This window comes from Chlamydia caviae GPIC, from assembly GCF_000007605.1.
Taxonomy (GTDB): domain Bacteria; phylum Chlamydiota; class Chlamydiia; order Chlamydiales; family Chlamydiaceae; genus Chlamydia; species Chlamydia caviae.
In genome coordinates this window covers 917,055-932,659 of sequence record NC_003361.3, presented here as the reverse complement: position 1 = coordinate 932,659, position 15,605 = coordinate 917,055, and the positions used below count along the sequence as shown (strand labels likewise).

Below are 15,605 nucleotides of genomic sequence, written 5' to 3'. Positions count from 1 at the left end.
TATAAAAAAAATAGGTAAAAAATTCTACAGAAATGGTTTATTGATTCTTTTAAATTAAAAATGATAGCTTTATTTATTGTCTCAATAGATTTAAAGCACGTCTTTGTTTTCTATAATTACCTTGTTTGGTAAACTCCTATTTTCAAAATGCACAGCATATCCAAGCATAGCTTGAGATTTTCTTATGGGAAACGTTGACGATTTAAAGTTATATATTTGCAGACTAAAGTTTCCTGGAGAAAAAGAGGTAATAAAATATTCTTTAAGCCCTGAAAAGATTTGTGAGCTAGGAGAGGAGGAGCTTTTCTCCAATCCGATCGAAGTCTCAGGAAGTTTAGAGAAAATAGATAATGAACAGTGGATTTTATCTTTAAGTATATCGACGCAATTAGGATTGCGTTGTTGTATTTGTGATAAAAAATTCTTATACTCTGTGAATTCAATAGAAATTTCACATTTGATTTGTCACGAAGATGCGAAATCGGGTGTGTTTGATTGTAAAGATTTAATTAGACAGGAACTCCTCTTGGAGAGCGATCATTTTCAAGAATGTGAGAAAGAAAGCTGCCCTGAAAGAGGAAATATCGTACAATTTTTAGAAGATAGAAAAAGAATCAAAAGGGAAACCCCTTTTGATAATTTATAAAAGGTGAGAGATATGGCAGTACCACGCAATCGACATAGCAATGCGCGAAAAAATATCCGAAGAAGTCATCATGCGAAAAAAGCACGTCATGCGGCTGTCTGCAACAACTGCAAGCAAGCTTTTATTCCTCATACAATCTGTACTTCTTGTGGTTTTTATAACGGGAAAGCCGTTATGACTGTAGAAAAGAAATAACAATATATTTGTGTTATGAACGTGCAAATTGGCATAGATCTGATGGGAGGGGATCATTCTCCTCTTGTTATTTGGGAAGTGCTAATCGATGTACTCAATTCTAGAGCTTCGAACTCGCACATTTCTTTTATTGCCTTCGCTTCTCGTGAGGTGAAGGAACAAATCCTCAGTAGCTATACACATAAAGAATATCCTGAAATCATTGCTTCAGAAAGCTTTGTTGCCATGGATGATTCTCCATTGGCTGCTATTCGAAAAAAGTCTTCATCCATGGCTCTAGGTTTAGACTATCTTAAAGAAGATAAGATAGACGCATTTATTTCCACGGGAAATACTGCTGCGTTGATTACCTTATCTCGAGCTAAAATTCCTGTATTTCCTACTGTTCGTCGTCCCGCTTTGCTTGTCCGTGTGCCCACTATGCGTGGTTGTGCGGTTATATTGGATGTTGGTGCCAATGTTTCTGTAAATCCTGAAGAGATGTTAGGTTTTGCGCGTATGGGTTTAGCCTATCGACAGTGTCTTGGGAAGGCAGAATGTCCTACTATAGGTTTGCTAAATATTGGTTCTGAAGAGCGTAAGGGAACAGAAGCACACCGACAAACATACCGCATTCTTAAAGAAACCTTTCAGGATGCCTTTCTGGGGAATATTGAAAGTGGTGATGTCTTCGGTGGTAGTGTGGATATTGTGGTTGCTGACGGCTTCACAGGGAATATTTTCTTAAAAACAGCAGAAGGCGTTTTTGATTTTCTGCGTCATATTTTAGGGGATAAATTAGAATCTGATGTCACACGTCATCTAGATTATACAATTTATCCCGGCTCAATGGTCTGTGGGCTGTCTAAGCTTGTAATAAAGTGTCATGGGAAAGCTTGCGGAAAATCTTTATTTAATGGCATTTCCGGATCTATAGATTTAGCGCGTGCACGTGTTTGTGAGCGCATTTTATCTAGTTTATCTTAATCTTTAAGTTTGTCTATTTCACCTCTTTCTCTATTGACGGGATCGTATTGATAGTGATAAACCTTTTGAAAACGAACACTGAAATATCTCTGAATTAGGTTTACGATGGTCGCAAAAAAGGTATCAAGATTTCCAAAATCTACATTTTCCCATTCCGTAGTTTTAGCAATATTAGTTTCTACTGGGATGACTGCTAATAATCATAGATTATATGGTTATGAGACAGTTTCAGAGGCGTTTTTGAGTGATTCTTCTTTGAAAACCCAATTAGAAACGACTTCTGCGGGTGTTTTTAGAAAAGTAAAATCTACTGATACACAAGAGGTTCAGAAAGAAAATAAAGAAGAAAATACGCCTGTAGAGACTTCTTTTATAGAGAATGCTTCTTCATGTTCTGTTGCTATTTTAGGCTCAGAATGCGGTCAAAGACAGCATTTAGTCAATGCCAGTACTTTGTTTGAGATATCGGATTCTTTATCATGGAAGAGTATAGATGGCGAGTTGTCTAAAAGCTCCAAGAAGTCTGCTACAGCCGAAGATGCAGAGAGAAAATATCTTGTGGATGATTCCAGTCAAGGTTTAGCTTTTTGTTATAAAAACCCATCAGATTGTGTTGTGGATGAAACTACGCCTGGATTCTTAGGTGTTGCTCTTGTAGGAGTGGGATCTACATCAGGACTATCTTTTTCTAATTTAAAGTCGCTCTCAGCAGGATCTGCGGTCTATTCTGATGAAGATGTTGTTTTTGAACACCTTAAAGAAAAACTGTTTTTTGAAGGTTGTGAGTCTCAAGCAGGTGGTGGAGCTGTTTCAGGACGTAGTATTGCTATAAATGGTTGCCATGACGTTTCTGCAGTGTCTTGTAAGACCGATTTAGATCTTGCATCTTCTGAAGTCGTAGATTTTTCCAAAGGTGGAGGTGCTTTTAACGCGCATAAGGTGCATGGTGAAGCACATAAATCCAGATTTTTTACTGGAGAAATCATCTTTACAGCCAATTCTGGGAATGTTTTGCTAGATGGTAATCATGCAGACAAGGCGAACGGTGGAGTTGTAGCCTGTGGAGCATTTGTTTGTTCTGTAAATCGTGGAGATATCCGCTACACAAGTAACCGCGCTCTATCTGGAGGCGCTGTATCTGCTTTTAAGTCTATTGATTTTGTTGGAAACGTAGGATTGATAGAGTTTGTAGATAACCAGGCTTTAATTTCTCCTGAAAGTTCTTTATTTTTAGGTGGTGGGGCCTTAGCTTCTGGAGAGAGAATTAGTTTCTTAAACAATGGAGGCATCCATTGTTGCAAAAACACCTCTAAATCCTCTGGAGGAGCTCTTTTATCTAGGGATGTAAGAATTGTAGAGAACATCGGAAATTCTTTGTTTAAGGAAAACTCTGCTCAAGTCGTAGGTGGAGCCATTAGTTCTCAAAATCAAGTAGAGGTTGGTCAGAATTTTGGAAATATCACTTTTGAAGGTAATACTTCCAAGATGGGTGGTGGAGCTATTCACTGTTTATCTGCTCAGCAACCTTATACGAGTTCTGAAGAAGCTCTGGAAGGATCTGGGGATATCAAGATTGTTGATAATTCGGGGGCTGTAAATTTTGCATCTAATGAGAACCTATTGGAATCTCAAGAGACACATAGTCATATTGGTGGTGGTGCTCTATACGGATCAAATGTTTTAGTTTCAGGCAATATTGGAGAGGTTACTTTTTCTAAGAATACCGCTGGTCAATGTGAATCCGACAGTACCTGTATAGGTGGTGGAGCGGTTTTTGCTAATGAGGCTGTTAGAATAGTAGATAACTCAGGAGCGATTACTTTCTCTTATAATAAAGGGACAATTCTTCCATTTCCTAAAGTTGCTGCAAGTTCTGAAGGGGAAAGTGCTCCAGAAGCTCCTAAAGAGTCATCTCCTGTAGATTTAGGGGTTCGCGGCGGTGGAGCAATTTTTGCCAAGCGTATAGAGATAGCAGATAACTCTGGTGTACTATCTTTCTCAGATAATTTCATGAAAATTAGAGATAATAAGGCACAAAAAGAGAATCCTCTAGGCGGTGGTGCTTTATTTGGGATAGATGAAGTCGGTTTGAAAAATAATAAAGAACTTGCATTCACTAATAACCATGTCTCTGGTGAGAATAGTAGCGGTGGTGCTGTCCTATCTAAAGTTGTCACTATTGCTGATAATGGAAAAGTACAATTTTTCCGCAATTATTCGAATTTCCTTGGTGGTGCCGTTTGTTCTCTAGGAGATGCTCTAAACATTAAAAATAATGAATCTTCAGTATCTTTTATTGGCAACAGAACTGTGACTGCTGGTGGAGCGCTTGCTAGTGCTGCAGGTGATGTTTCTATTTCTAAAAACCTTGGGAAAGTAGAATTTAAGGATAATTTAGTTTTTGGCGATTCTCGTGTAGATAATCTTGAAGAAGGTCAACTCAACACTACAGGACATCATAGTGGCGGCGGTGCCATTTTTGCTAAAGCTTCAGTGGTTATTCGTGAAAATAAAGATCAGGTGCTTTTCTCAGGGAATTCTTCAGGATGTTTCGGTGGTGCGATTTTAACAGGTTCTTTAACCCCAGAAGATCAAGAGCGTTTTGCTTCTAAGGTAGTGAATGATAATACTAAAGTCGTTATTACAGAGAACATTGGAGACGTAGTATTTTCAGGAAATAGCACTACGGCTTCAAAACATCCTGAGCATAATTTGTTCGGTGGTGGTGCTATCTATACCCAAGACTTAATTATCAATAAAAATGCAGGTTCTGTAGCTTTTTATAATAACTACGCTCCTACAGGTGGTGCTGTCCGTATTAGTGAAAAGGGAACTGTGATTTTAGAGGCTCTAGGAGGAGATATTGTTTTCCAAGGAAATAGAAATTCTGAAGATATCTCTAATGGATTATATTTTGCCGGAAAAGAGTCGAAATTAGTTGAGGTATCTGCTTCTGGGGAAAAAACGGTTAATTTTTCAGATGCCATTATCTTTGAAGATTTAACCTTAAGACAAGGCCTAGAAGGTCGTGAGGATATTTTAAATGATCCTACATTAGTATTGAATTCTAAGGCTAAAGATGATTCTGAAGTTTCTCATTCTGGAAACATTCGCTTTGCCTATGCGACATCTAAGATTCCTCAAGTCGCTGTATTAGAATCAGGAACTCTTATTTTATCTGATAATGCTGAGTTGTGGTTGTGTGGCTTAAAACAAGAGAAAGGTAGTGAGATCTTGCTCTCAGCAGGAACTGTATTACGTATTTTCGATCCTAATGCTAAGCCTGAAGAAAAGCCTGAAAGTCCTTCTGCAAGATCTTACTATAGTGCTTATGATTCTGCTAGAAATCCTGAAGAGAAGACTTTGGCAGACATCAGTGTTATTGGTGTAGATCTAGCTTCTTTTGTTGCTAGTGAGGATGAAGCTGCTCCTTTACCTCCACAGATTATCGTTCCTAAGGGCACAACAATCGGTTCGGGATCTTTAGACTTGAATCTTGTGGATTCTGCAGGTGTTGGTTATGAAAACCATGCCTTATTAAATAAAGAGACTGATATCACATTGCTTTCATTTAGGAGTGCCTCAGCAGTCTCGGATGTTCCTGATTTAGACCATGCTTTGGAAGAGTTACGTATTAACGTTTCTGTTCCTAAAATTACGGACGACACTTATGGGCATATGGGAAAATGGTCAGATCCTCAGGTTGTTAACGGTAAATTAACGATCAACTGGAAGCCTACCAGCTATAAGTTAAATCCTGAAAAAGGAGGCTCTATCGTATTGAACACTTTATGGGGACAATGCGGAGATTTGCGCGCCTTAAAACAACAGCATTTATCTCATAATATTACTGCACAAAGAATGGAATTAGATTTCTCAACAAACATTTGGGGATCTGGAATGGGAACATTCTCCAATTGTGCAACGATTGCTGGAGTGGACGGCTTTACTCATCGTGCTGGCGGCTATGCTTTAGGTTTAGATACACAGTTGATAGAAGATTTCTTGATAGGAGGAAGCTTTGCGCAGTTCTTTGGTTACACTGATAGTCAGTCATTTTCATCACGTAGTGACCAAAGTGGTTACTTAGGTACGGGATATGTCGGTATCTTTGCGGGTTCTTGGTTATTCAAGGGGATGTTTATCTATAGTGATATTCAAAACGACTTGAATACAACATATCCTACACCAAACATTGGTAGATCTAAAGGATCGTGGAATAGCCGCGGTATCTTAGCAGATGCTCATGTGGATTATCGCTATATTGTGAATTCACGTAGGTTTATCTCATCGATTGTTTCGGCTGTGGTACCTTTCGTAGAAGCTGAATATGTTTACATTGATCTTCCTACATTTGCGGAAGTAGGTAGTGAAGTGAGAACATTTGCTGAAGGGCATTTACAAAATATAGCGATTCCTTTTGGGATTACTTTGGAGCATAACTATTCTCGAGGGCAGCGTTCAGAAGTGAATAGCTTAAGTTTCTCCTATGCTTTAGATGTCTATCGTAAAGCACCTACAGTGCTTATCAATTTGCCTGCAGCTTCTTATTCTTGGGAGGGGGTAGGTTCTGATCTTTCTAGAAAGTTTATGAAAGCACAGTTTAGTAATGATACGGAGTGGAGTTCCTACTTCTCTACTTTCTTAGGGTTTACCTATGAATGGAGAGAACACACGGTATCTTATGATGTGAATGGAGGTATACGTTTGATATTCTAGAGAGTATTAAAAACGTATTTGAAAACCAAAAAGGCGTTGTGTGCATGTCACATGACGCTTTTTTTTCTTTAGAAAAGTTTAGGTAGTCGTTTTAGGAATTATGATATCCATAATATAGAGTAGGTAGAGGATTCCTTCTGGCTTGAGTTCGTAAGTGTCGTCATAGAAGCAATCCACGACTAAATCGATATGTGCTGTAGTTTCAGGAAGATTGATAACATCAGCTACTTGATCGAGTAGGAAATTATAAACACGTGCTTGTACTCCTGGTTCTGATGATAAGAACGCGTTATGGATATGCTGTACTAATTCACAGTGAGACGTTTTATAAGTTTGCACAAAGTTATTTTTAAGGTCTGTGTATCTTGCTCGATTGTAAGGAACTGTTGATGTCTGACGTAAGGTTAGGCCTGAGAGATTCTTATTTAAATGATCGGTGATTAAACCAAGTTGTTCGCCGTATAGATTTTTTACACCGTTGATTTCATGCCATTCTTCTTTATGAGTGACCAGTTGTTGTTGAGAAAGCAAATGTTCTTTAAACATTTGTACCCACAGTAGGATCTGATCTCTTCCTGAATTTCGTGTGTTATAGAGATTGTTGATAGATCTAAAAATTGTCTCGCCCCAAGTGGGTTTGCATGTATTTGCGTAGGAAGAGATTTCTTGAAGGGCGGCGCGTTTACTTTTCTCAGGAATATTAGGGTCCTCTAGAGCTAAGATAAGATGATGCATCATAATGGGAAATGTATGTGTGTCTGGATGGGATCCATCTTCTTTTAGTGTGGAGGTGAGGTACTTCATAATAATTCCCCAACCGGCATCCCAACAATTTAGACGATGAATTAGGCTTGTAAGCTTGTTGTAATCGCATAATTTCTTTGAGTAGGACGTTGTGGCTAGTGAGTTTAAGAATGGCGAGGGAAGGGGAATTAGGCGTAAGATATCTGGTGACATGTTGATTTCAAATTCTTCAGATATTTTCTGGAGTATTTCTCTTTTTACCTCTTCAACAAAGGCCTCTTGGGTTTCTGTTAATGGTTTGAAGATTTTTGGCTTTTCCGGAAGAAGGGGAATAGCTTCTGTTTTCCTTCCACAGGCACACGTGGCTGCTAGGGTGAGCAATTTTATGGGGAGAAGCAGAACGTAAATCACAAGAGAAAGTAGAAGGCAAATCACGCATACTAGCACAACGAGTAGTTGATTTAGACAGGATTGTTTCGGATGTAGCCTTACAATATCGGTTATTTCTTGAAAGAGTTTAGAGAATAGATAAGAGCAGGTGAGTTGTTTCATGAAAGTAGTTACGCGTTTGTAACATGAAGGAGTTAGAGGGGAGGATACCGGTAGATTAGAATTATTTGGATTCAGGGACACGCTCATTGATAATGCATTTCTCTAGGGGTGAAATTAGTTTGTCGTTGTAATATTCTATCATTATATCAGTTTGATTCTAACTTAAAAAACATCATTTCTATAAGTCGTTATAATGCAGTTTTTTATATTAACTTTAATTAAGAAGTCTAAAAGATTGAAATTGTTTTTAGTTGGAGGAGGATCCCGAGATTTGTATAGAGGTTGGAATCGTTATAGATTGAAACTGTGAAGAGAACGTTAAGCATAACAAGATCATCTTTTTCTGGAATGTATAGACGTGTACGGGATGATTTTTTATCTGAGGTAAAAGACTAAAGGGACATAACAGGGTGTTATGTCCCTTTAGTGTCAGTGGGAGATAGGCACAAGTGTCAGAAGGCTTATTAGTTGTTATTTTGTGTGGTGATAACTCCTTCTTTTAGTAGTAGGTAGACAATTGCTTCTCTAGATGGTTTGTAGTCATTTTCTTCTGGGAAGAAGACTTCCATCATAATCCCTGCGCGATGTATTTCAGGAATGCCTGCGGCTTCTAAATCAGCAAGGATACCATTTCTTATAGCTCGGATCTGATCTTCAGATCCTGTGAGAACTTGTTGTAAAGCAGAGTCAACTAGACCGCTACCACTGTTTTGATACGCATTTCGGAATAAGCTAAGATAGTTGTCATGTTGTTGCGTGTAGCGTCTACCTGCTATGGCCAAGGTGAATTGATCTAAAATGATTCCCGTATTATCTAGACCTAGTTCGCCGCCGTGATTATGCTTAAAGGCCGTCATCATATGCCATTCACCTTCATTTCTAAAGATCTCTGATACCAGACCTTCTTTAAAGGCTTGTACCCAAGAAAATACAATGTTTGTTGAGGTGTCATTAGAATTGAAAATGGTTTGCAATTCTTGCCCGGCAACTCTTACCCATGTAGGAGGACATCTATCTCTGTAGAAAGCTACGTGGTTGATGATCAATAATTTTCTTTCGTTTGGTATATTTGGATTGTTTAGGAGTTTAAGAAGTTGGTACATGGTTGAGCGGGAAAGCGCTTGAGCTTCTCTTGAGCTTATAGACCCCACAGTGCCCGATGCTAAACAGTTTAAAATAGCTCTCCAATTATTGCGTGTGTTTTGGTTTTGGGCGATTTGCTCGATACGAGTTTGTAGTGGTTCGTGGATGTCTACCCAGCTACTAGGAACACCTCTCGTTAATGATTCTAAATATTCATCATTTGTCGGGGCGAGATGGATGTTATCCATATTTGTCAACACTGGGCGAGATAGAGTAGTTCTTAATAATTGTGTATAACCCTGTACTTCTTGATCTGTTGCTTGAGTGTTAAATGGAGGTAGAATTTGGTTAATTGGTACGCTAGCCGCAGCTGCAGCTGCTCCTGCTTCCTCCATAGAAATTATCTGTGGATTAAGCGTATTTTGTAGGAATACTTCTTGTTGTATTGCCTCTACCCACACATCTGGAGAGCTATCGTAATAAGAAGCTACGTATTTTAAGAGCTCTTCTTTTCTCTCAGGAGCAACGGTAGGATCCTTTAAGATGGAATTAATTTTGAAGAGACATGCACGGGCAACATCCTGTACTTCGCGATCCGTGATTTCAGGGCTCGTCTTGTTAGATATTACATCCAACATTTTAAACCATTCTCTACGCAGGGTTAAGCTTGAAGTTGATGCAGAGATGTTATTTTTCAGTCTGTTTAAGAAGGTCCAACGTTGTGGTGAATTTTCTATAAGATAACGGATAAAATCGTTACTTCTTCTTGCGTGCTCTTCTGCAGAAACATCATTGTATCTTTGTTGGGCTTCTTCTGGAGAAATAGGACTGTAGTCAGGTTGAGGTGCTGGTGCTTCAACGAATACTTCAAGAGGTAATTGAAGAAGGTCAAAGTTGTCAGAGTCTACTCCAGCTAAAGAAGCAAGCAGATTGATATGTTGGCTATAGTATTCGGGAGATAACTCGGGGAAGTGATTCTGTAGAAAGATGTATCTAGGATCATTTGGAGAGATGGGATCTGCTGCAGTAGGGGGAGGAGGAGCTATCTCTTGATCAGCGGAAAGAGATCTTGGCATATTGTCGAGATCTAAGAATGTCGGTCGTACGGGTTGTCCAGCAACTAGATCTGGGAAAGCAATAAGAGCTGGAAGACCAAGAATATCTTCACTATTTTCAAGAGGAATGCCTTGAAGTTGTACATTTATAAGAGCGCCATGAATAAGTGCACTATGATCCATATTTGGATAAGCGCTATTTAAAAATTCTTGAGCTGTGAGTGTTTGATCAACTTCCCGTATGATATGAGCCGTTTCGAGAGGTGGAATAGCGGCCAGGGATTCTGGTAGGCTTATTGTATCATCTTGTTGAGGGGCTGTCTGATCTGCTGCTTGTGGGGCAATCGTCGTTTGAGATGCGATGGAGGGTTGAGGGGATGTAGGTGTTGCCGCAGTAATATCTTGTTGATTTAAGAAAAGAGGTGGTGGAGCTCCTTCTGGGAAGAATAAGGAGGCGGGAAGATCAAGAATATTTGTTCCTTCAGGAAAATCTTCAGGTTGTAAAATAGAGATTCCTAAGTCTGTTAGATTGATATTTGATAAGTTTCTTTGGGGATAGTGTTCTCCTAGATATTCTCTTAGGCAAACTTCTTCAGGAACTACTCCTAATGATTGCGTAGAGGGCGGAGGTGTTAAAGGTTCTGGATGGATAGGTATAAAGGAGCTCGGAGAAAATCTACCCGAATCCAACCCTCCAGAAATTCCGGAATCGGAGCTTTGTCTACTTGATAGAGGTCGTTGTGGAGGTTGAGGAGGTAGTTGAGGAATTACCTGAATTTCCTCTCCTCTTACGGGAGGTCTAGAAGCGCAGGGGCAACAGCTTAATCCTAAGAGGATTAATTTTATAGGAAGAAGCAAAATACAAAGAAGAACTGTGATAATGGCGGATAAAACGAAGGTAAAGCCCCATCCCGCTCCAGAGCGAAATTCTGGATTTAAACAAAGACAAGATCCGAGTCTAGTGCTTAATGCATTGAATATAGATCTAAAAGAAGTCTTTTGATTCGCAGTTTTTATAAAAGAAGTTCCGTGCAATGCAGAAGCTGGTGGTGGTGCAAAAGCAGCATGGAAATTATTGTGTTCTAGCGACATAAAGTTTACCTAAATGAAAAATATGCTGAAAAATTCTCCCTAAAGGGGTCATTTTCGTGCCTTTTAAAAAAAAGGCTAAAAGAGTTTAAAAGAACGCCGAATTATTTGCAACTTCTTCCATCTCTATGTAGTTGGTATTAAGAGGTTTTATTTTGTAAGTTTTTATTTGAATAGTTAAGATTTCTTTATCTCCGTGACTATCGAAGACATCGAAACAGATTGGGGAGCCTTTGTGCTATTTTTCCGATAGTTGTCTGTGCTTCTGTAGTTAGAATTCCTTGCATGATAAGAATAAAGGCAATTCCGGTATTATTTAATTCAAAGTGCTCATCGTAAAATAAAGAGGATAAAACGGAGGAGATTTCATTTTCTGGAACCTCCAATTGCGTCATAGTTTCGCATAAATATCTTGATAGAGAATTCTTCAGCTCTTGAGAAGATTCTATGATTTGACAGCGGGTATATTCGATGAGATTTGCTACAGAAGCTCTGTAGTTAGAAAGAAATCGTTTGAAGACACGATTATAGAGAGCTTGCTTTTTCAAGATCAGATGGCCGGTAAATTGAATACGCGCTAGAGAATTCATATTCAATCCTAGAGAGCCTCCATGATAATGTTTGAAACCGGATATATGATGCCATTCTTCTGAAGATCGATTAACCATGGATTGCAAAAGGTTTTCTTTGAATGTCTGTACGCAAAGTATGATGTAATTGATGCTTGTGTCTCGTTTGTTATAGATCGCCGTTAATTCCTTGAATATAACCTCGATCCATGTGGGGGGACAAGCATCTGCGTAGGTCCCAATATAGTTTAGGAGCTCTTGTTTTTTCTTTTTAGGGATCAAGGGGTCTTGTAATACTGTCGTTAGTTTGTGCAATACTGTAAGGTATAATGATCCCTCGTACGCCATCTCTTTTGAGGGGTAGTCTTGATTTCTAGTGTCGGCATAATTCAGTATCTTTTCCCATCCTTCAGGGAGGGTAGAGTAGAGTTCGAGTATTTCATCTTCTAAATGATACGATTCCCAGGATTGCGTTTCTGGGATTAAGAAAGATGTTAGAAAAGGAGATGATTCGGGGGTAACACTAAGATAATCGGAATTTATAAAGAGCTGTCGGTTCACCATGTCTTGAAGATTACGAACGAAACTTTTTCTAAGAGATACTGTGGTTGTTTTTGGATCTTTTAAACACAGGCTGATCGCTAGGAAGGTGAGTTTTACAGGATAGAGAAGTAAGAAGAGAATAGCGCTAACAATGACTGCCAGGATAGAAATAAGAAGAGAATGGCAATACTTTTGACTGCTGGCAGGCTGAAAGGGTCTTAATAGAGCCGTTTTTACAAAAGTATGGAAAACATAACAGTGGACCCTTTCAGCGTATATTCGCAGAGTTTGTTTTAAAGATTTCTGAGAGACAACGTCTGCGGAATAGATAGGAAAATTAGTGGGAATAGTATTTGCCATAGAGAACATCTCAGCTTAAATAAATCAGTTTATTATTCAATGCCGCGTAAACGCGCATGTTAGAAAATATTGCAGTTTTCAATCTTTGTTGTGCGGTTGTTGATCTAAATCAAGTTTCTGAAATGTTGTATTTCACAGAGCTCTCTTGGCAGAGAATATCTCTGCAGAGTGGTAGGGGTAGGGGATGTTCGAGGCTATCAACTATAAAGACGACAATTCTAAACAAAAGAGAGTCTTAATGACAAATGATGAAAAATAGGAAAGCCCGAAGATAAAGAAAGAACACCCTTAAATATTAAAAAGATAGTTAATTCGAGAATATATTCCACGGATCTTTTTTTTCCGTTTCTATTTTTGCATCCACATAAATTCAGGAATTTTTTCTGCAGAACGATTTTTATGCCATTTGTTATTTTGTTGTTTTTTTTTGATTCTAAATGGTTTAAGTTAAATCAACCAATAATTAAAGGCGAACTTCTTAATAAGAACTTGAAATAAAACAGATTAGAAAATACTATATTTCAGCTGTTTATAATTTGGATTGATTTTTTATGAAGTGTGCTTCTCCTTGTTTCTATTTGAAATCGGAGAACTCTGATGAGCGTTGTTATAATTTTCTTGATTCTCGAGTTCGTGTAGTTGCGACTATTTTATCAATAGTAGCAAGTTTATTAATTATTATCGGAGCTATAGCTGCGGTGGTTCTTTTTGGATCGCAGTTAGGTTTGCTATACTCAACAATAATCATTGGTTTATCTGTAGCGATTGGGGTATTGCTTTTTAGCGCAAGTTTCAGATGTTTTACTTGTTGCGCTTTAGTATCTCGGTTTCAACATAGCTCTTCGCGACTTCGTATCGATGATCCAGCAGCTTCTCAGCTAACTACACTATCTGATGAAACTACAGAGAATATAGAACATCATCTACGTGATGTTATTTCAGAATATGCTGAAAGTCGGGATGCCTATCAAGATCTTATGAACCAAAAAGAGCAGTCAGCGATAGGTTTACATGCTGCTAGAGCGGCATATGAAAGCGCGGATGCAGAGTATCAAAGACTAGCTGAGCAGCCTGCAGTTGATGGAAATATAAGTCTGGAATGCCAAGCAGGTTTGATGACATCAAGAGAAAAATGTTTGGAATACATTCAGACTGTACATGCTTATGAAGGGATTCTTGAGCAAATTAGTTCTATGAACAATCTGTTAGAGTTTCAAAAGGTAACATCTGCTTATGAGCAGGTAGGTGTTGTATTAAGACAAAAAGCAGAGGATGCTCAAGCACGTGAGCGTGTTTTAGAAAGTCAATTAGATTTACGCACTAAAGACTTCGAGCGATTATCTCAACTCGAGAGGGATTTACGAAGTTCTATAGGAGAACTAGAGAATGCGCGTGGGGCAGAAAGACACCGAGACCTCAATGTCACGAGCTTAGATGTTGTTGATATGACATTAGAGGAAAATACGCTTAACCTAGTCGTGAGTGACGATGATTTTCAAGATGCGGGAGACAGTTTTTTAGATCCTCAAAATGAATAGTTTTATACTTTACAAATTAAACAAATAATCAAGGAGAAATTAGTACTTATCATAGACGAGCGTGTTGGATTTTAATAGAACACAGTTATCACAATTTTCATGATGTTTTTTAAGGTCTAAACAAGGGGTGGATTCTCGATGATGAATACGAGGACGCACGGAATAAGATTAGATGAATGAGAGAAATTTGTAATTTTCATTTTCTAACATCTTTGTGCGACTGTTCTTCCCTAACGCTTGAGCCTTATTCATACTGTGCAAAGACGAGCGTGTGCAAGTTATCTATTTTATTATGGGTTTCTTTATGAAATGTATGCAGACGAACTTGTCTTCTGGATTAGAAGGGCAGGTTGCATCTACAAATGTAGACAGAACATATTCTTACAGTGCTATCAATGCTCTTGCGATAGTCTCGGGAATTTTAATCATTACTGCTAGTGTCGCGGGATGTATTTTTATAGGTGCAGATTTAGGATTGTTAAGTGCTATTCTTCTAGGTTTCACTATTATTTCTGGGCTAATACTTATTGCTCTTGGGACATACTTTTGTTGTCAGGGAAATGCTTTCGAAGCAGTTGTCTCCCAAAGAGTTTTAGTAGAACAGGCAAGGAGTGCTGAGCTAACAACACAGCTAGCTGTTGCACAGCAAGAACTCGTTGATCTACGTGCTCAACAGCTAGAGGATCAAGAGCATAGAGTGCCAGACCGAGAAGGTCTCGTATCTGAAGAACAGGCAACGCTTCTACAAGCAAGAAATCAGCGTATAATTGACTTAGAAAGCATAATAAAGCTTCTAAGAAAAGAGCATGCAGAACTTTTGGAGGAGCAAGACAGAAAATGTTATGCAGAGATTATCAGGCAAACATCCCTACGTAACCAGCTTCAAAATAATCATCAAAAAGAAATGGAGTCAAAGGAGAAATCCGTTAGAGAGCGAATGGAATTTTTACAAAATGAGATGTCGCAACACGTGACATCACACGCCGATGAATTGACAACAATCCGACAAACTCTATTGCAAAACCAAGAAATATTTAATCAAAATATACGAGAACAAGAACAACAGATTTCTGTTCTACGAGATTCTGTGAGTCAGCAACATGCTGTAGATCTTGATCGTATTCATGAGCTAGAAACTTTATTAGAAGATAAGGAAGAAGTTATATCAGCCTTACAACGCGATGTAGAATCTTATGAGAATGTAGAACTACATCATAGCATAGACTCTCTTCCTCATGCTTTAGCGCGTATCCGACAGCAAGAAGCACGCATTACTTTGTTAGAGGTTATAAATTTACAACTGACTCCAAGAACACGTAATCGATCATCGAGTATATAGATAGACACTTATCACTATGTTCTAAATAGGCTTCACATTTTGTTGTGAAGCCTATCCTATTTCGCGTCCGTTTAATTTTAATTACGAAGAAAGTTTGTACAACATTATTTGTTAGAAGAAAAGATCTAAAAAACAATAAGTTAGATCTTGGTTTTAAATCATCGTTATTGTTTGTGAGATAATTATGAGATGTATCCCTGCGTGTTT

At 38.5% G+C, this 15,605-nt stretch carries 9 protein-coding genes; 6 read left to right on the top strand and 3 right to left on the bottom strand.

Features of this window, described 5'->3' with window-relative positions; genetic code table 11:
* The first annotated feature begins 184 nt into the window (after nucleotides 1-184).
* From CCA_RS04050 to CCA_RS04035, 4 genes are all read left to right on the top strand, one after another.
* Nucleotides 185-646 (top strand): hypothetical protein, encoded by a 462-nt coding sequence (locus CCA_RS04050; RefSeq protein WP_011006764.1) that lies wholly within the window; start codon nucleotides 185-187, stop codon nucleotides 644-646.
* A gap of 12 nt (nucleotides 647-658) precedes the next feature.
* Nucleotides 659-841, top strand: a complete 183-nt coding sequence (gene rpmF / locus CCA_RS04045) for a 50S ribosomal protein L32 (RefSeq protein ID WP_011006763.1) — start codon at nucleotides 659-661, stop codon at nucleotides 839-841.
* Between the two features lie 15 nt (nucleotides 842-856).
* Nucleotides 857-1,807: a phosphate acyltransferase PlsX gene (plsX, locus tag CCA_RS04040; RefSeq protein ID WP_011006762.1), complete on the top strand. Its 951-nt coding sequence runs from the start codon at nucleotides 857-859 to the stop codon at nucleotides 1,805-1,807.
* A gap of 105 nt (nucleotides 1,808-1,912) precedes the next feature.
* The gene (locus tag CCA_RS04035; RefSeq protein ID WP_011006761.1) at nucleotides 1,913-6,526 is read left to right on the top strand and encodes a polymorphic outer membrane protein middle domain-containing protein; all 4,614 of its coding nucleotides are present in this window, start codon (nucleotides 1,913-1,915) and stop codon (nucleotides 6,524-6,526) included.
* A 78-nt stretch (nucleotides 6,527-6,604) separates the two neighbouring features.
* Here CCA_RS04035 and CCA_RS04030 read toward each other — a convergent pair whose 3' ends face one another.
* The 3 genes from CCA_RS04030 to CCA_RS04020 form a co-directional block, all read right to left on the bottom strand.
* Complete coding sequence (locus CCA_RS04030; protein ID WP_011006760.1) at nucleotides 6,605-7,909, bottom strand: DUF1548 domain-containing protein; 1,305 nt, start codon at nucleotides 7,907-7,909, stop codon at nucleotides 6,605-6,607.
* Between the two features lie 377 nt (nucleotides 7,910-8,286).
* On the bottom strand, nucleotides 8,287-11,052 hold the full coding sequence (locus tag CCA_RS04025; RefSeq protein WP_011006759.1) for a DUF1539 domain-containing protein: 2,766 nt from the start codon (nucleotides 11,050-11,052) through the stop codon (nucleotides 8,287-8,289).
* A gap of 197 nt (nucleotides 11,053-11,249) precedes the next feature.
* Nucleotides 11,250-12,521, bottom strand: a complete 1,272-nt coding sequence (locus CCA_RS04020) for a DUF1548 domain-containing protein (protein WP_041462232.1) — start codon at nucleotides 12,519-12,521, stop codon at nucleotides 11,250-11,252.
* A gap of 551 nt (nucleotides 12,522-13,072) precedes the next feature.
* Between CCA_RS04020 and CCA_RS04015 the strand changes: the two genes are divergently transcribed.
* Nucleotides 13,073-14,059, top strand: a complete 987-nt coding sequence (locus CCA_RS04015; RefSeq protein ID WP_011006756.1) for an IncA family protein — start codon at nucleotides 13,073-13,075, stop codon at nucleotides 14,057-14,059.
* A 304-nt stretch (nucleotides 14,060-14,363) separates the two neighbouring features.
* Complete coding sequence (locus CCA_RS04010) at nucleotides 14,364-15,398, top strand: IncA family protein (protein WP_193328801.1); 1,035 nt, start codon at nucleotides 14,364-14,366, stop codon at nucleotides 15,396-15,398.
* Nucleotides 15,399-15,605 lie beyond the last annotated feature (207 nt).

Coding starts and splice junctions, on each gene's coding strand:
- CCA_RS04030 (WP_011006760.1), bottom strand. CDS start 7,909: ATGAGCGTGTCCCTGAATCCAAATAATTCTAATCTACCGGTATCCTCC.
- CCA_RS04035 (WP_011006761.1), top strand. CDS start 1,913: ATGGTCGCAAAAAAGGTATCAAGATTTCCAAAATCTACATTTTCCCAT.
- CCA_RS04010 (WP_193328801.1), top strand. CDS start 14,364: ATGAAATGTATGCAGACGAACTTGTCTTCTGGATTAGAAGGGCAGGTT.
- rpmF (WP_011006763.1), top strand. CDS start 659: ATGGCAGTACCACGCAATCGACATAGCAATGCGCGAAAAAATATCCGA.
- CCA_RS04015 (WP_011006756.1), top strand. CDS start 13,073: ATGAAGTGTGCTTCTCCTTGTTTCTATTTGAAATCGGAGAACTCTGAT.
- CCA_RS04020 (WP_041462232.1), bottom strand. CDS start 12,521: ATGGCAAATACTATTCCCACTAATTTTCCTATCTATTCCGCAGACGTT.
- CCA_RS04025 (WP_011006759.1), bottom strand. CDS start 11,052: ATGTCGCTAGAACACAATAATTTCCATGCTGCTTTTGCACCACCACCA.
- CCA_RS04050 (WP_011006764.1), top strand. CDS start 185: ATGGGAAACGTTGACGATTTAAAGTTATATATTTGCAGACTAAAGTTT.
- plsX (WP_011006762.1), top strand. CDS start 857: ATGAACGTGCAAATTGGCATAGATCTGATGGGAGGGGATCATTCTCCT.